Origin of the sequence: Helicobacter brantae, assembly GCF_003364205.1 — a bacterium.
Lineage (GTDB): Bacteria > Campylobacterota > Campylobacteria > Campylobacterales > Helicobacteraceae > Helicobacter_G > Helicobacter_G brantae.
On record NZ_NXLV01000014.1, the window covers coordinates 1 to 18,279 of the forward strand.

Consider the following 18,279-nt stretch of genomic DNA (forward strand, 5'->3'; position numbering starts at 1 on the left):
ACTTTAAGAAATTTACTCAAAAAGATACTTTCAATGCCTCACTTTATGTAGGAGCATTCTATGAGTATGATTATGTGAGTGGGGGAAGTATCACAATGACTACAAATGATGGAATCCAAAGCAATGAGCTAAGTGATATTAGCTCTGATGGAAGAGTAGTGATGAATGTAGGGACTAATATGTCTATCAAAGACAATACTAGAATCTACTTTGACTTTGAGAAAAGCTTTGCAGGGAAAATCAATACTGATTATCAAGTGAATGTAGGAGTGAGATATAGCTTTGGAGAGAGTGATGGATATAGCCCAATCCTTGAAAAAGCTGATTACAAAGCACCACTAAAGATTGAAGGGGAAGAGAAAGAGGGGGAAGAGAAAGCAAAGGGTGAAGAGCAAACTCAAGAAGCAGGAGAATAAGGCTTAATGCTTAAATAAAGGGGGTGGGAAATAGGGGGTAAAATACTTCATCTAAAATCCAAAAACTCTTTTTGTATTTTCTTTGAGTTTTTATATAATTTCTTTTATTTCATCAATACAGAGGTTTTGTATGCACAATCACTTCCAAAGAGCAGAAATCTTGCTTGACGCCCTGCCTTTCATCAAGTCCTTTAGAGGCTCAAAAATTGTCATCAAATATGGGGGTTCAGCCCAGATAGAACCGCGACTTAGAGAGCAATTTGCCAAAGATATTACAATGATGTATATGCTAGGGATTCAGCCCATTATCGTGCATGGTGGAGGCAAAAGGATTACAAGTGTGCTAGAGCAAATGGGAGTAGAGAGTGAATTTATCGATGGACATAGAGTTACAAGCAAAGAATGTATGGAAGTAGTGGAGATGGTGCTAAGTGGGGAGATAAACAAAGAAATCGCCTATTTTCTCTCACTCAATGGAATCCAAGCTTTGGGAATGAGTGGGAAAGATTCGCTTCTTTTTGAGGCAAAGTGCAAAGAGGGTGGAAAATTTGGACTTACAGGAGAAATCAAAAGTGCCAACCCTCAAGTCTTGGAAAAATTGCTTGAAGTAGGGATCACTCCTGTGATTTCTCCTGTATGTGGAGATAGTAGTGGAGCAAGCTATAATGTCAATGCTGATATTGTCGCCTGTGAGGTAGCTAAAGCCCTCAAAGCCGATAAAGTCATCTTCCTCACTGATACTCTAGGAGTGCTAGGCAAAAATGGAGAGCTTTTGGAGAGTATCAAAGCAAGTGAAGTGGAGGATTTGATACAAAATGGAGTGATTAGTGGGGGAATGATTCCCAAAATCCGCTCTTGTGTGGATTGCTTAGAGTCAGGAGTCAAAAAAGTGCATATCATTGATGGAAGAGTAGAGCATAGTTTGTTGCTAGAGCTTTTTACAAGCGATGGTGTGGGAAGTGAGATTGTATTATGCTAGAACAATATGATATGAATATGATTGAATATCTTTTTATCAAATGGCAAACTCGCTCTTTGGGAACTAAGGCAGATAAAATGATGGCTTTGCTTCCTGTATGTGTATGTATCGCAGGGGAAGACAAACTAGAGGTTAGCACAAAAAATATTTATAGGATTATTGCTCGTCATATTCGCAATAAACCTCTTCCCAAGATTGTATTTCGTCGGATAATGTTTAAAGCAAGAAAATATTTCCTCAATCAAGAGCTATTTGAAGAAAACAAACACAAAGTCCTTGAAATGGTCGTGCAAAACATTCAAATGTTTTCTTTGATTCTTGATGCCTTTGAGGGGATTCCCCAAAAACTTGATGAGATTACTGAGATTATCAAAGAGGGCTATGAAACCTCATTCACTCTCCCCACAGAAACCAAGAGATTGCTAGATTATCAAGAGAGAAGATATTTTTCTGATGAAGAAAATACAATAGACTAGCTTATTTTTTCCTTAATTTAAGCATAGTTTAAGGTATTTTTGGATAAAGTTCGTGTTTTAATTTTGTAAAAAGGCAAAACAATGGAAATTACAAAAATTGCAACAGAAGCTCAAATTGAGCGAAAGTGGATTGTTCTTGACGCTAAGGACAAAGTGTTTGGTCGTTTGATTACAGAAGTGGCGACTTATTTGAGAGGGAAGCACAAGCCTTGCTTCACTCCTCATCTTGATTGTGGAGATTATGTCGTGATTATCAACGCAACAGAAGTGAAATTCTCAGGTCTTAAACTTGAGGACAAAGAATACTTCACTCACTCTGGATACTTTGGTAGCACAAAGAGCAAAACTCTCAAAGAAATGCTAGAGAAAAGCCCTGAGAAGCTTTATCACTTGGCAGTTCGTGGAATGCTCCCCAAAAACAAGCTTGGTCGTGCAATGCTCAAAAAACTCAAAGTTTATAGAGGAAGCGAACACCCTCACACAGCACAAATCACAAAAGCGAAATAAAGGATAGAGAATGGCAAAAGTTTATGCAACAGGAAAAAGAAAAACAGCAGTCGCTAAAGTTTGGCTAACAAATGGAAGTGGAAAACTTAGCGTCAATGGAGAGAGTCTTGATACTTGGCTAGGAGGACACGAGGCTATTAAAATGAAAGTAATGCAACCTCTAGTTCTCACAAAACAAGAAAAAAGCGTAGATATTGTCGCTGTAACTTTGGGTGGTGGATACTCTGCTCAAGCTGAAGCACTTAGACACGGTATCTCTAAAGCTCTCAATGCCTATGATATCGCTTTCCGTGCGATTTTGAAACCAAAAGGACTTCTTACAAGAGATTCAAGAGTGGTTGAAAGAAAGAAATACGGAAAGAGAAAGGCAAGAAGAAGCCCACAATTCTCCAAGAGATAATCTACTCTCTCCCTTTTGGGGAGAGCTTTTTGGAATACTTATGAAAATCGGACTTATTGGCGACATTGTCGGACGATCTGCTAGAGTGCTTCTAGCACACCTACTCCCCCAAATCAAAACCCAATACCAGCTAGATTTTATCATTGCCAATGCAGAAAATGCCTCACACGGCTTTGGACTAAGCCTAGAGCACGCAAATTTGCTTCATTCTTTTGGGATTGATATCCTCACAGGTGGGAATCACAGCTTTGACAAAAAAGAAATCACTGCCTACCTCAAAGAGGGAGGGAAGATTTTGCGTCCGCATAACTATTCTAAAGAGCTTGAAGGGAGTGGGATATATACAGGGGAGGTGTGTGGGGAGAAAATCGCAGTGCTAAACCTAATGGGGCATTTTGGTATGCCTCATTGTGATAATGTCTTTGTATGTGCAAGAGATAGCGTAAGGCTACTAAGAGAGAGGGGATATCGCAATATTATTATAGATATGCACGCAGAAGCTACAAGTGAGAAAAGAGCGATTTTTGAAATGCTCAAAGGAGAAGTAGGAGCAGTCTTTGGCACTCACACCCATATAGGGACAGATGATTTGCTGATTGATAAGGGGAGCTTTTATGTGAGTGATGTAGGAATGTGTGGGGGGTTTGATAGTGTGATTGGAATGGAGAGTGAAGCACCTATTGAGAGAGGACTTACAGGACTAGCAAGAGCTAAGTTTGAGGTATCCAAGAGCCAAAAAGTGATTTTACAAATGATCGTTTTGGAGATGAGTGAGGGGGCAGTAAGTGAGGCAAAAAAAATCAAATACATTCAAACAATAGGTTGGCTTCCCCCACTAGAGGCAGTCAATCTTGGAGGGATAGAATGAGAGAGAAAAAGAGGCCTTGTTTTTTTTGTAAGGGACTTAAGCTTAGAAAAATTGATTTTTTCTTGATTGTTTTGATTTGCTTGATTATGTATTGGGTCAATCAATATCAAATCGCTCAAATTGATAAAGAACAACGCCAAAAAACACAAACCACACAAAAACACCAATAATAGCTATAATTTGAAGAAAAATTATAAGGAATTGCTATGCAAGAATGGAATCAAGGCTATGTTACAGATATCAACTACACCAATGGCTACTATGGGACACTCAACCCTCTAAGAATCAAACTCTGCTTCTTGGCTCAAAACCTCCTCCCCCCTACAATCTCCACAGCGTGTGAGCTAGGGTTTGGGCAAGGAATCACGCTCAATTTCAATTCAGCCACTAGAAATGCCCTATGGTATGGGACAGATTTTAACCCCTCTCAAGCTACATTTGCCAAAAATCTCTCCAAAATCTCTCAAGCTCCTCTTACAATCCTCAATGATTCCTTTGAAGAGTTGCTAGAGAGGGAAGATTTACCTAGCTTTGACTTCATCGCTTTGCATGGGATTTACAGCTGGGTATCTCCCAAAGTAAGAGAGCAAATCCTCTCCTTTATCCAAAAAAAACTCAATGTCGGAGGAGTCGTGCTTATCAGCTACAACACTCAAGCAGGGTGGGCTTCTGTGGCACCTTTGAGGGATTTGCTCTATGCCTACTCTACTCTTCTTACTCCAAGTGGCAAATCAAGCCCCAAGAGAGCTAGAGAGGGATTGGAGTTTATCAATGAATTGATGTGTCTTCCTAGCACAGAAGCTATCAAAAACCCTCAAAGTATCTCAATGCTCCAAACCCTCTCCAAAATGGACGATACCTACCTAGCTCACGAGCTTTTAAATGAAGTTCAAAATGCGTTTAATTTCTCACAAATCAGCAATGATTTAGGAAGTGCAAGGCTTGAGTTTGCTTCTTATGCAAATTTCTCAGATCATCTCTGCAATATCCAACTCTCTGAGCAAGAACGCAATATTCTCTCCAAAGTTTCTCACTCAAAAATCATCTATGAAATGCTCAAAGATTTGATGTTTGCTACAAGCTTTAGGAGTGATTATTGGGTAAAGGGTGCAATCAAGCTCAACACTTGGCAAAGCCTCAAAGAACTTCTCAAACTTAGAGTAGTGATGATTGTGCCTTTTAGCAAAGTGGATTACACGCTCAATACTCGCAGAGGAGCACTCAATCTCAACCAAGATTTTTACTCCCCTATCCTCAAAGCCCTCAAAGACAATCAACCTGTTTTGGTGGAGCAAATCAAAGAGGCATTGGAGCAATCTCTCAAAAGAGAAGTGCATTATCACGAGCTTTTAGAATCTCTCATCGCTCTAAGCTCCAAAGACTATATCAAACTTGCTCAAGATGAAGAGACCATAGAACTTGCCTTGCCTCATACTCAAGCCCTCAATAGCTATATTTTAGAACAAGCCCTAGAAAGTAGCAATTTTATCCATCATCTCATTAGCCCTGTAAGTGCTGAAGCATTTGCTCTCAATCGCTTTGAAATGCTCTTTTTATCAACTTATCTCAAAGTCGGAGAAGAGAAGTGGCTAGAGTGTGTCAAAGATTGGCTTTCAAAAAGAAATGAAAAAATCAGCAAAAATGGAAGAGAATTGGAGGGGGCAGAGATTGAAGAAGAGCTTCAATCTCAAATCCAAAGAATCAAAGAGTGGATACCTACATTTAAGGCACTCAAAATCATCTAGCCTTTGGTCTAGAAGCGATAGAGATAACTCAAAACAAGTGAGCTTGTTTTGAGGAATTTAGTATTGGCATTACTCATTTGATCATTTCCTAAATCAAAGTTCCAATCCTTGCCCTCATTCCCCATAAAAGAAAATTCTGCAAACCGATAAGCAATCTCAAACTGATGACTTCCATAGAAGTAGAAAATCCCAAACTCAGGATATATCCCTTGAGTGATAAGACTATTGGGCTTTTGAAAAAGATTGGTGAGGGCGTCAAAAGTGGATTGAGAACTAGCTTTTTGCACAACATACCAATCTGCCTCATACCCAAACCCTGCACTCAAACCAAAGGCGTGTTTGCCTTTTTCATACACTGAAGCCAAAAATACAAGATCTGCTCCTGCTTGGATAGGTAAATAGGATTGATACAAATCTACCTCTCTTGTCTTGTCGTATGGCACTTGCCCTGCTAGATATGCAGGTGTGAGTGTTTGAGCCTTGATTCTTGCTTGAGTCCCTACATTTGCAGTGCCTGTAAGTCTAATCCCCACATATTTGTTGAAAAAATATTGATATCCCAAAACAATTCCACCATTAAGTGAGGGGGTTCTGCTTGAAAGCTCTTGAAATCCACTAATGATTTGTTGAGCGTCAAAGCTTTTAAGTCCCAAAGACACTCCAAGCACAAAACCACTTTTATTTCCCAATTCATCATTTTCATTGGCTTTTTTAATCGCCTCTGCAGTTTCCTCATCAATGTATTGAGCAAGTTTGTATTTCAAAGCATCAGGAAGCTTAGAAGCCAAATCTTGAGGAAGCTGAATGTCTTGAGCTTGAGAGAGAGTAAAGATAAAAACAATGATTAAAGATAGTATTCTCATTTTTTTCTCCTTGTTTAAAAATATATGACAATTTAACAAAGACAGATAAAAGAATAATAAACAAAAAATAGAAAAATTAAAATAAGCTTAGGATTTTATAAGTTTTGAGAGGGAAAAGAGAGGGATTAACCCTTTCTCTTTTCTGTAATTTCTTTGGCAATATTTGCAGGAACTTCACCATAGTGATCAAATTCCATTGTATAAGTTCCACGCCCTTGAGTAGCAGAACGCAAGTCAGTAGAGTATCCAAACATCTCTGCAAGTGGAACAAATGCATTGACAATTTTTAATCCCATTCGATCATCCATTGAGTTGATTTGTCCTCTTCTTCTATTGAGATCTCCAATCACATCTCCCATATACTCTTCAGGCACTTCTACTTCTACTTTCATCATAGGCTCAAGAAGCACTGGAGTAGCTTTGCGACACGCATCTTTGAATGCCATAGAACCTGCAATTTTAAACGCCATTTCAGAACTATCTACATCGTGATAACTTCCATCAAAAAGTGTTACTTTGAAATCTACGACAGGGTATCCTGCAAGCACACCATTTTGCATCGCTTCTTGAATCCCTTTATCAACTGCTGGGATGTATTCTTTGGGGATTACACCACCTGAGATTTCATTGACAAACTCATATCCACTTCCTGCCTCTTTTGGCTCTAGTTTGATAAATACGTGTCCGTATTGTCCTCTACCACCTGATTGCTTAGCATATTTGCACTCTTGCTCTACTGATCCTCTGATAGTCTCACGGAATGCAACTTGAGGTTGTCCTATCTCTGCCTCTACTTTAAACTCACGCTTAAGACGATCGACGATGATTTCTAGGTGAAGCTCACCCATACCACCGATAAGTGTTTGTCCTGTCTCTTCTTGTGTGCTTACTCTAAAGCTAGGATCTTCTTCAGCTAGTTTTCCAAGTGCAACAGCCATTTTCTCTTGATCTGCTTTTGTTTTTGGCTCAACTGCAATGTGGATTACAGGCTCAGGGAATTCCATTCTCTCTAGGATTACAGGATCCTTCTCACTGCAGAGTGTATCTCCTGTAAGAGTATCTTTAAGTCCTACAAATGCACAAATCTCTCCTGCATATACATCTTTGATATCCTCTCGCTTATTGGAGTGCATTTTGAGAAGTCGTCCTACTCTCTCTTTCTTGCCTTTTGTAGAGTTAAGCACATAGCTTCCACTCTCTAACATTCCTCGATATACACGCACAAATGTAAGCTGTCCTACAAATGGGTCAGTCATAATCTTAAATGCTAGTCCTGCAAACTCTCCATTATCTCCTGATTTTACGCTAACTTCTTGCTCAGTTTTTGGATCGATTCCTTTGATATCTGCTACCTCTGTTGGAGCTGGGAGGAAGTCAATAACTGCATCAAGAAGTGTTTGAACACCTTTGTTTTTGAATGATGATCCACAAAGCATAGGAATAAGACTCATACTCAAGCACCCTGCTTTGATACCTTTTTTGATCTCCTCTACACTTAGCTCTTCTCCACCAAGATATTTCTCCATCAAAGCCTCATCTTGCTCTGCTGCTGCTTCTACAAGCTTCTCTCTATACTCATTGGCTTTCTCTAACAAGTCTGCAGGAATATCTTCAATATCATATTTTGCACCCATTGTTTCATCATTCCAAACAATGGCTTTCATTTGGATAAGATCGATTACTCCCTTGAAACTATCTTCTGCTCCGATTGGGATATTGATAGGCACAGGATTGGCTTTGAGCCTTGCTTTGATTTGCTCTTCGACATTGTAGAAGTTTGCACCGATTCTGTCCATTTTATTGACAAAAACCATTCTTGGCACACCATATTTATTGGCTTGTCTCCATACAGTTTCGCTTTGAGGTTGCACTCCACCTACTGAACAAAATACTGCAACTGCTCCATCAAGAACTCTCATAGAACGCTCAACTTCGATTGTAAAATCCACGTGTCCAGGAGTGTCAATCAAGTTGATTTGATAATCTTTCCAAAAACAAGTTGTAGCAGCAGAAGTGATCGTAATCCCTCGCTCTTTCTCTTGCTCCATCCAGTCCATCGTCGCTGCACCATCATGCACCTCACCGATTTTGTGGCTTACACCTGTATAAAAAAGGATTCTCTCAGATGTTGTTGTCTTTCCTGCATCGATATGAGCAGCAATACCAATATTTCTAATTCGATTTAATGGGGTTTTTCTTGCCATTTTGATTCCTTATTGTGATTTTGTAGTGTTGAGGGCTTTCACAAGGAAAGCCAAAGTTTTACCAGCGATAGTGAGCAAATGCTTTGTTGGCTTCTGCCATTTTATGCACATCTTCTCTTTTCTTGAAAGCTGCTCCACGATCATTTGCAGCATCAATTAGCTCATTTGCCAATCGATCAATCATTGTTCGCTCATTTCTCTTTCTTGTCGCTTCCAAAATCCAGCGGATTGAAAGTGATTGTTGTCTTGCAGGGCGAACCTCTACAGGCACTTGATAAGTCGCTCCACCCACTCTTCGGCTTCTTACTTCTACCAAAGGCTTGACTTTCTCCAATGCTTTTTCAAAAGTCTCAATTCCTTTCTCTCCACTCTTTTCTTCAATCTTATTGAATGCTGCATAGATGATTTTCTCAGCTACGCTTTTTTTACCATCATACATCATCTTGTTGATGAATTTTGTTACAACCTTGTTATTGTATACAGGATCACCTAAAACTTCTCTAACAGGGGCTTTTCTTCTTCTCATTCTCTAACCTCTCTAATTATTTTTTATCGCCAGCTTTAGCTTTTTTGGCACCATACTTACTTCTTGAAACAGTTCGTTTAGCCACACCTGCAGTATCCAATGCACCACGGATAATGTGATACTTAACACCCGGTAAGTCTTTTACCCTTCCACCTCTTACAAGCACGATTGAGTGCTCTTGAAGATTGTGTCCCTCTCCAGGAATATAGCTAATCACTTCTACTTTGCTTGTAAGCTTGACTTTTGCTACTTTTCTCAAAGCTGAGTTTGGTTTCTTTGGTGTTGTTGTATAAACACGAGTACAAACTCCTCGTCTTTGAGGACACTCCATCAATGCTGGAGACTTAGTCTTCTTGATGACTTTCTTTCTTTCTTTTCTAATCAACTGATTGATCGTAGGCACTTTTTTCTCCCTTATGTTTTTTTAAAATGAAAAAATGCTGTAATTCTACAATATTTTTTCTTGGTTTTTACCTTATATATGGGAAATTTCCCATATATTTAGCTGATATGGAATTTGAACTTGCTATCTTTATAGAGTCCAGTTCCCACAGGAATCATTCTTCCTAGAACGACATTTTCTTTGAGATCCTCTAAGTGATCGGTTTTGGCCGCGATTGATGCTTCTGTGAGAACCTTTGTTGTCTCTTGGAATGAAGCAGCAGAGATGATACTATCACTTCCTACTGCTGCCCTTGTGATTCCTAGAAGCACAGGTTCAGCAATCGCTGGAGCACCACCTAGTCTTTGGATTCTCTCATTTTCTTCTTTGAAGTGTCGCTTACTTACCAAATCACCCTCAATGAATTTGGTATCTCCACTATCCACGATTTTGACTTGTCTAAGCATTTGAGAGACAATAATCTCAATATGCTTATCTGCAATATTTACCCCTTGTCGGCGATAAACTTGCTGAACTTCACTGATGATGTATTTGTGTAGCTCTTTTTCGCCACTAATTCTTAGAATATCGTGGCTACTGACTACACCATCAGTCATCGCCTCACCTGCGTGGATAAATTCATTTTGATGCACCAAAATTCTCTTGTTTTTATCCACCAAATACTCACATACTCTTCCATCTTCACTTGTAACGATAAGCTTTTCTTTGCCTCTTACAGGTTTTCCAAATGTTACGATTCCATCAAGCTCAGAGAGGATTGCCATATCTTTTGGCTTTCTTGCCTCAAAGAGTTCAGATACTCTTGGAAGACCTCCTGTAATATCTCTTGATTTTGCAAGAGCTTTAGGAGTCTTAGCAATAATATCTGCTACACCCACTTTAATCTCATCTGAAACCATAATTGAAGTCTTTGGCTCTAGGCGATAAGTGGCTTTGCTTCCATCTTCTGCTTCAATCACGATAGCAGGTTTGTAGTTGCTTGAGAAATATTCATTGACTACAAGTGAAGTTTGCCCTGTGGTTTCATCAATCTGCTCTGCCACAGTCAATCCAGGGATAATGTCCTCATAAACCACTCTACCTGCAATCTCAGCAATCACAGGAGTTGTATATGGATCCCAATTTGCCACGATGAATTGCTCTGCATTTGCAGGTTGTGCAATAACGCCTCCACTTGCTACGCTCTCGCCCTCTCCGATAAGCACTTTAGAGCCTTTTGCAATGTAGTAGCGATAAGCTTCACGATCATTCTCATCTACAACCACAGCAAACAACCCTTCATTTTTGATTGTTGCATTGGCTTTGATTCCCTCTGCTTTTTGCAAAGTATCCACTTCAAGCGTATAATACTTCACAACCCCATTAGCTTGAGAGCTAATAGTTTGTGGGATAGATGTGTTGTCTGCTATCACTAGCTCACTTCCATAAGGGATACGATTGGGCACATTCCAACCATCTTTGATGATATCTACGATACTCTCTCCTTGCTTCACGCTTGTATTATTCTCATAAGGCAAGAAGATTTTCCCTTCAATTTTTCCACTGATTCCTGCCAACTCATTTGCTTTGGCGACATCATCTTTTCTTAGATTGAATTTTGCTTCACCTTTTTTAGAAACAAGGGTTACAATCATCTCATCGTGAGCTGTTTCTACGCTTACCTTACCATCAAATGGAGCACGGATTTTTGGCTCTACTACCAAAATCGCTGCATTTCTTCTGTTGGCGATGATATTTTTACCTTCTTTGTTTTTGAAGGTTTTAATATTGTAGTAGCGGATAAATCCTTCTTTGTTTGCAACAATTTGTCGCTCTTCTGCACTTCTTGAAGCTGTTCCACCCACGTGGAAAGTTCTAAGTGTGAGCTGAGTTCCTGGCTCTCCGATAGATTGAGCTGCAAGCACACCTACGGCCTCTCCAGGTTTTACCATTTTTCCTTCACCAAGATTTAGTCCATAGCACTTAGCACAAATCCCTTTTTGAGCCTTACAAGTTACAGGAGTTCGGATCACCACTGACTTCAATCCTGCTTCTTTAATCTTTTGTGCCATTTCCTCATCAATCATTGTGCCCTCATTCACAAGGATTTCATTGGTGATTGGATCGATTGCATCACGAGCTAGAACACGCCCAAAGATTCTCTCCTCCATTGGCTCAATCATCTCACTACCCACGGTAATATCTGTAATCTCTACACCCTCGTGTGTGCCACAATCATCTGTAACAACCTTGACATTTTGAGAAACATCAATGAGCTTTCTTGTCAAATATCCTGCGTTTGCTGTTTTAAGAGCAGTATCTGCTAGACCTTTTCTTGCTCCATGCGTTGAAGTAAAGTATTCAAGAACATTCAATCCCTCTTTGAAGTTTGAAACGATTGGAGTTTCAATAATTGTCCCATCAGGTTTTGCCATCAAACCACGCATTGCAGAGAGCTGACGGATTTGTGCTGCACTTCCTCTAGCACCTGAGTCTGCCATCATATAGATAGAGTTAAATCCATCTTTATCACTCTCTACAAGCTTCATCATCTCTTTACTCATATTATTGTTGGTTTCTGTCCAAATATCAATAATCTTGTTGTATCGCTCTTGCTCTGTGAGAAGTCCTGATTCAAATTGGCTTTGGATTTCTTTTACTTTGGCTTTGGCACTTTCAATCACTTTTTGCTTGTTTTCAGGCACGATAATGTCTGCTGCTGAGATTGAAACCCCTGCTTTGGTTGCATACTTAAATCCTAAGTCTTTAAGACTATCTAGGAAACTTGCTGAAATCCCAATTCCTCCGACTTTATACACATAATCAATCAATGTTCCAATGTCTTTCTTCTTCATCACCTTATTCCACAAGTGAGTAGGCACAAAGTCAGGCAAGACTGAACGCAAAATCATTCTACCTGCTGTGGTGTGAATGATTTTTCTCTCATAAGAGACTCGGATTTTGGCATTGATATCAAGCTCATCTAGCTCAATAGCTGTCATAATCTCATCAATGCTTCCAAAAAGCTTATGCTCTCCTTTGCTTCCATCTCTTCCAAGTGAAAGATAATAAAGTCCCAAAACCATATCTTGGCTAGGCACAGCTACGGCCTTTCCACTTGCAGGGAGCAAGATATTCATCGAACTTAGCATCAATACCTTACACTCTGTGATTGCCTCTTGTGAGAGTGGCACATGAACTGCCATTTGATCCCCATCAAAGTCAGCGTTGAATGCTGAACATACAAGTGGGTGAAGCTGAATAGCTTTTCCATCAATGAGTTTGGGGTGGAAAGCTTGGATTGATTGCTTATGGAGTGTTGGAGCACGGTTAAGCAATACAGGATAACCCTCAACCACTTCTTGCAAACATTCCCAAACCTCATTGCTCTTTTGCTCAATGATTTTTTTAGCCTGTTTTAGTGTTGTGGCATAGCCTTTCTCCTCAAGTTTGGAGAGAAGGTGAGGTTTGAAAAGCTCAAGTGCCATATTTTTTGGCAATCCACACTGATCCATTCTGAGGTTTGGCCCCACGACAATAACACTTCTTCCTGAGAAATCCACACGTTTTCCAAGAAGGTTTTGTCTAAATCGTCCTTGCTTTCCTTTGATGATTTCAGAAAGTGATTTAAGTGGGCGTTTGTTTGCACCTTTGACTGCATTTGCATTTCTTCCATTATCAAAGAGAGCATCAACTGCTTCTTGAAGCATTCTTTTTTCGTTTCTGATAATGATTTCAGGTGCATCAAGCTCCATTAGACGCTTAAGTCGTTGATTTCTGTTGATTACTTTTCTATACAAGTCATTGACATCACTGACTGCAAACTTCCCACCATCGAGTGCGACAAGAGGTCTAAGATCTGGTGGAAGCACAGGAAGCACAGTGAGCATCATCCACTCAGGGCGATTCCCTGAAGCCACAAAGCTTTCTACGACTTTGAGGCGTTTGATGATTGTTTTTTTCTTGGCTTCTGAATTGGTGTTTTTTACCTCTTCTTTGAGCGAAGCAAGAAGAGAAACTAGATCTAATCCCTCTAGCAATTCTTTGACTGCTTCTCCTCCCATTTGAGCGACAAATCCTGTCATTTCAAAGCGTTGATTAATGCTTTGAAATTGCTCTTCATTAAGCACATCATACTTCATTACAGGCTTTGTCTTCTCATTATCATAATATGCCTCACCTGCTTCTTTGACAATATAAGCCTCATAATAAAGCACACGCTCTAAGTCTTTGACTTTTACTCCTAGGAGTGTTCCAATACGGCTTGGAAGTGAGCTAACATACCAGATGTGAGCCACAGGGCTTACAAGCTCAATATGCCCCATTCTAGAGCGTCTAACTTTGGCACTTGTAACCTCTACTCCACACTTCTCACAAACAATCCCTTTGTATCGCATTTTCTTATATTTACCACACAAGCACTCATAATCTCTTACAGGTCCAAAGATTTTGGTACAGAAAAGTCCATCACGCTCAGGCTTGAGTGTGCGATAGTTGATAGTTTCAGGCTTTTTAACCTCTCCATGACTCCAAGAAAGGATTTTCTCAGGACTTGCAAGGTTGAGCTGGAATGCATTGAAGTCTTTTGGACGATCATCTTCTTTGATTGTAAGCAATTTTGGATTGCCATCCTCATCTCTATCATTGCTATAAACACTTACATCAAGTCCAAGAGATTGAAGCTCTTTTGAGAGGACATAGAAAGTCTCAGGGATTTCTGACTCTCCTACTGTTTCTCCTCTTGTAATCGCTTTATAGGCCTTAACTCTTCCCTCTGTATCATCAGATTTGATTGTAAGCATTTCTTTGAGGGTATGAGCTGCTCCATAAGCTTCCAATGCCCACACTTCCATCTCTCCAAATCTTTGTCCTCCAAAGAGTGCTTTTCCTCCCACAGGCTGTTGGGTTACAAGTGAGTAAGGTCCTGTGCTTCTTGCATGGACTTTTTCATCAACTAGGTGGTGGAGTTTGAGCATATACATATATCCTACATTCACTCGCTCTTTGATTTTCTCTCCTGTCTTTCCATCATAAAGCTCAGTTTTTCCATCAAGACTGATTTGTGCCATATCAAAGAGTTGATTAAACTTCTCTTGCTCAATTCCCTCAAATACAGGGATTGCAAACTTCACTCCCTTGCTCCAATCTTTGGCATAAGAAAGCAATTGCTCATCACTCAAAGACAATGCCCATTTTTTGCCCTCCAAGCTCTTTGGAGTCACCAAATCAATAATCTCAATCATTTTCTCTCGGATAGAAGAGAGCCACTCTTGAGTCTGATTGTGCATCATTTCATTGATTTGAAGTCCTAGATTTTTACCTACAAGTCCTAGATGCACCTCCAAAATCTGTCCGATATTCATACGGCTAGGAACTCCTAGAGGATTAAGCACAATATCTACAGACTCTCCATCAATCGTATAAGGCATATCTACGCTTGGAACGATATTTGAGACAATACCTTTGTTTCCGTGGCGTCCTGCCATTTTGTCTCCGACTTTGAGCTTTCGCTTTGTGGCAATGTAGATTTTTACAAGCTTGACTACTCCACTTGGCAAAATATCATCTTTCTCTAGGATTGCAAGTTTTTCTTCATGCTCCTCTCCCAAAGTTTTCTTTTGCTCTAGGAAGTTATTTTTGATCGCTTCATACTGGGCTTGAATCTCTTCAGAGTAGCTTTTGATGAGGGTATTGAGTGCAAAACGATTGATATTTGAAATATCCTCTTTTGCAATCACCTCGCCTTTTTTGTAATCCTTGCCATTGATTGAAGCAGGGGCTGAAAGCTTTTCTTTGGAGAGAATTGTGGTGATTCTTAGCATTTCTTCTTTGTTGAGCATTGTCAATCTGTCGTGATGATCGATATCAAGCACAGATTTTTCTTGCTCATAAGCACTGATTGCTCTTGCATCTTTCTCATATCCTTTTTTGGTAAAGATTTTTACATCAATTACCGTTCCCTCAAGCGATGGAGGACAATAGAGTGATTTATTGACAACATGTCCTGCCTTTTCTCCAAAAATGGCTCTCAATAGTCGCTCTTCAGGAGTTGGTTTAACCTCACCTTTGGGAGAAACTTTCCCTACAAGAATCATTCCTGAACTTACATAAGTTCCAATCTTTACAATACCACTGCTATCAAGATGAGCGATTTCTTCTTCTCTCACCCCTGGGATATCTGCTGTGATTTCCTCTGCTCCGTGTTTAAGCTCTCGTGCTTCAATCTCTTTCTCATAGATATGAATTGAAGTGAAAGCGTCATCTTTGACAACTCGCTCATTGACAACGATAGCATCCTCAAAGTTGTATCCATTCCAAGGCATAAAGGCAACTCGCATATTTTGTCCCAATGCAAGCTCTCCTTTATCCATACTTGGACCATCAGCAATGATTTGCCCTACTTCTACTCTATCTCCTACCTTGACGATTGGGCGTTGAGAGAAGCAAGTGTTTTGATTGGTTCTAAGATTTTTAAGAAGTGCATAGTGATCGATAAATGCTCCACTCTCATCTTCACCCAAAACATAGATATTCCTTGCATCAATTCTCTCTACCACACCTGCTCTTGTAGCCTTGATTGCTTCCCAAGAATCTCTAGCGATGATTTTCTCAATCCCTGTTCCAACCATTGGTGCATCAGGCTTAAGCAATGGCACAGCTTGGCGTTGCATATTTGAACCCATCAATGCCCTGTTGGCATCATCGTGCTCTAGGAATGGGATCAAAGAAGCCGCTACTCCTACAAGCATTCTTGGGCTTAAGTCGATTAGATCAACTTTGTTTTTCTCACAAAGGATAATCTCTCCATCTTGTCGCACCTCAATCAAATCTTCAACAATTTGTCCTTTTTCATCAACCTTTGTACTTGCAGGAGCAATGATAAGTCCCTCTTCTTGAGTGGCTGTAAGATAAACAATCTCATCACTTACTACTCCAGCATTGACTTTTTTGTAAGGTGCTTCAATAAATCCTAGATCATTAACTCTTGTGAAAGTTGAAAGAGTGTTAATCAAACCGATATTTTGACCCTCTGGAGTTTCAATCGGACAGATTCTTCCATAGTGAGTTGGATGAACATCTCTTGCTTCAAATCCTACACGCTCTTTGACAAGTCCTCCCTCTCCAAGTGCTGAAAGTCTTCTTTTGTGTGTAACTTCTGAGAGTGGGTTGGTTTGATCCATAAATTGAGAGAGTTGCCCTCCTGTGAAAAACTCCATAATTGTGCTTGTAATCATTTTGGAGTTGATTAAGTCGTGAGGCATAATGGTGTCAAATTGCCCACTCATTGTTGTGAGTTTATCTCGGATTGCTTTTTGCATTTTGACAAGTCCTACATGCAATTCATTTGCCAAAAGCTCACCAATAGCTCTAATTCTTCGGTTTCCTAAGTGATCTCTATCATCAATTCGCCCTTGTCCATTTTTGACTTTGATGAGATACTTCACACTCTCAAAAATATCTTCATGAGTAAGAACGGTTACATAATCAGGGACATTCAATCCTAGTTTATGATTCATCTTCATTCTTCCCACTTTTGTAAGATCATATCGCTCAGGATCAAAGAAGAGTTGGCGAACAAATGCTTTGGCAACCTCTTTTGTTACAGGCTCACCCGGACGCATCACTTTATATACTCTAATTGCTGCTAGATCATTCTCATCTTCAATTTTCTCAGTTTGCTTGAGGAGTTTGAGAGATTCTGCATCTGCAGAGAAAGAGTTGATAATAGAGCGATCAGAACCACTTGCCAAATCATTAGCGATTTGGAATTCTTTGACATTAAGCTCTTGCATTCTTTTAAGCTTTGCCTCATCTAGCTGAGTGAGAGTATCAAAGACTACTTCTCCACTCTCCTCATCAATAATAGATTGTGCCAAACAGCGATTAAGCAAGATTTCTGTCGGATATTCAATCCACTCTAATCCCTCATCTTGAAGTTGTTTTGCTTTTTTTACACTTAGACGCTTATTGGCTTGAAGGATAACCTTTCCACTCTCATCTTTGAGATCAAACTCCAAACGCCCATCAAAGTTTGCAGGATCAAAGCGTGTGAGGTATTTATCGCCTTTTTGCTTGATTGTAAGATTTGAGTAAAACATTTGCAAAATGTCTTGTTTGCTATATCCCATAGCACGGAAGATAATAGTTACAGGAACTTTTCTTCTCTTGTTGATTCTTGCATAAAGTGTGTCTTTGGCATCATATTCAAAATACAACCAAGAACCGCGATCAGGAATGATTTGTCCTGTATAGATAAGTTTGTTTGAAGCAGTTGAAGATTCTTCTTCTTTGAAAATCACACCGGGGCTTCGATAGAGTTGATTAACCACAACTCTCTCAACACCATTAATGATAAAAGATGTGCGATCTGTCATCAGGGGGATTTCACGGATAAAGATACTTTGCTCTTTGATATCTTTAACTCCAATTTTCTCTCCTGTCTTCTCATCTTTATCCCAAAGCACAAGTCGCACTTTGATTTTGAGTGGGATAGAATAAGTAATTCCTCTTACCATTGCTTCAGTGGCAGTATATTTAGGTTTGCCAAACTCACATCCCATATACTCCAAAGTTACACGATTTTGTGCATCTTGGATAGGAAAAATAGATCGAAAAACTTTCTCAATACCACTATCTGTCCGACCATCAGTGGAAAGAAAAGAATCATAACTATCTCTTTGTAGGAGAAGCAAATTGGGAACATCTAAATTCTGTGGGTGTTTTGTGAAATCAACGCGTAGTCTGCTTTTTAAGTCATTTTTCATTGGCATTTTCTGTCCTCAGATATGGATTTGAAAGAGTCACTAAGCACTCTAAATAAAGTCCCTAAAAGAACCTTATTTAGAGACTTATTTTTATAAATACAAAATGCCCCTAGACTTTTCTAGGGGCATTTTTGGGCTTTTTGTAATC

At 39.7% G+C, this 18,279-nt stretch carries 13 protein-coding genes; 8 read left to right on the plus strand and 5 right to left on the minus strand.

The features are described from left to right. The 8 genes from CQA58_RS06650 to CQA58_RS06680 form a co-directional block, all read left to right on the plus strand. A partial coding sequence (locus CQA58_RS06650; protein WP_115569945.1) for an autotransporter outer membrane beta-barrel domain-containing protein occupies window positions 1-416 on the plus strand: 416 nt, incomplete at its 5' end. Between the two features lie 130 nt (window positions 417-546). Beyond that, window positions 547-1,395: an acetylglutamate kinase gene (gene argB, locus CQA58_RS06655; protein ID WP_115569946.1), complete on the plus strand. Its 849-nt coding sequence runs from the start codon at window positions 547-549 to the stop codon at window positions 1,393-1,395. After that, window positions 1,389-1,871 (plus strand): hypothetical protein, encoded by a 483-nt coding sequence (locus tag CQA58_RS06660; RefSeq protein ID WP_115569947.1) that lies wholly within the window; start codon window positions 1,389-1,391, stop codon window positions 1,869-1,871. The genes argB and CQA58_RS06660 overlap by 7 nt, the downstream gene beginning before the upstream one ends. An 81-nt stretch (window positions 1,872-1,952) precedes the next feature. Further along, window positions 1,953-2,378: a 50S ribosomal protein L13 gene (rplM, locus tag CQA58_RS06665; RefSeq protein WP_115569948.1), complete on the plus strand. Its 426-nt coding sequence runs from the start codon at window positions 1,953-1,955 to the stop codon at window positions 2,376-2,378. Between the two features lie 10 nt (window positions 2,379-2,388). Then, window positions 2,389-2,778: a 30S ribosomal protein S9 gene (gene rpsI / locus CQA58_RS06670; protein WP_115569949.1), complete on the plus strand. Its 390-nt coding sequence runs from the start codon at window positions 2,389-2,391 to the stop codon at window positions 2,776-2,778. Window positions 2,779-2,818: 40 nt separating this feature from the next. Continuing rightward, complete coding sequence (locus CQA58_RS06675; RefSeq protein ID WP_115569982.1) at window positions 2,819-3,646, plus strand: TIGR00282 family metallophosphoesterase; 828 nt, start codon at window positions 2,819-2,821, stop codon at window positions 3,644-3,646. Next, complete coding sequence (locus CQA58_RS08260) at window positions 3,643-3,816, plus strand: hypothetical protein (protein WP_170126762.1); 174 nt, start codon at window positions 3,643-3,645, stop codon at window positions 3,814-3,816. Before CQA58_RS06675 ends, CQA58_RS08260 begins: the two co-directional genes overlap by 4 nt. A 36-nt stretch (window positions 3,817-3,852) precedes the next feature. Further along, window positions 3,853-5,391: a class I SAM-dependent methyltransferase gene (locus CQA58_RS06680; protein ID WP_115569950.1), complete on the plus strand. Its 1,539-nt coding sequence runs from the start codon at window positions 3,853-3,855 to the stop codon at window positions 5,389-5,391. Between the two features lie 8 nt (window positions 5,392-5,399). On the opposite strand, the gene CQA58_RS06685 is transcribed toward CQA58_RS06680, so the two are convergent. The 5 genes from CQA58_RS06685 to CQA58_RS06705 form a co-directional block, all read right to left on the minus strand. After that, entirely contained in the window at window positions 5,400-6,254 is an 855-nt protein-coding gene (locus CQA58_RS06685) for a hypothetical protein (RefSeq protein ID WP_115569951.1), read from the minus strand. A 125-nt stretch (window positions 6,255-6,379) separates the two neighbouring features. Beyond that, complete coding sequence (gene fusA / locus CQA58_RS06690; protein WP_115569952.1) at window positions 6,380-8,458, minus strand: elongation factor G; 2,079 nt, start codon at window positions 8,456-8,458, stop codon at window positions 6,380-6,382. 58 nt (window positions 8,459-8,516) lie between these two features. Then, window positions 8,517-8,984 (minus strand): 30S ribosomal protein S7, encoded by a 468-nt coding sequence (gene rpsG / locus CQA58_RS06695; protein ID WP_104724704.1) that lies wholly within the window; start codon window positions 8,982-8,984, stop codon window positions 8,517-8,519. 16 nt (window positions 8,985-9,000) lie between these two features. Beyond that, window positions 9,001-9,387: a 30S ribosomal protein S12 gene (gene rpsL / locus CQA58_RS06700; RefSeq protein WP_115569953.1), complete on the minus strand. Its 387-nt coding sequence runs from the start codon at window positions 9,385-9,387 to the stop codon at window positions 9,001-9,003. A 98-nt stretch (window positions 9,388-9,485) separates the two neighbouring features. After that, window positions 9,486-18,137, minus strand: coding sequence for a DNA-directed RNA polymerase subunit beta/beta' (locus tag CQA58_RS06705; RefSeq protein ID WP_425454672.1), 8,652 nt, complete (start codon window positions 18,135-18,137; stop codon window positions 9,486-9,488). Between the last annotated feature and the right edge of the window lie 142 nt (window positions 18,138-18,279).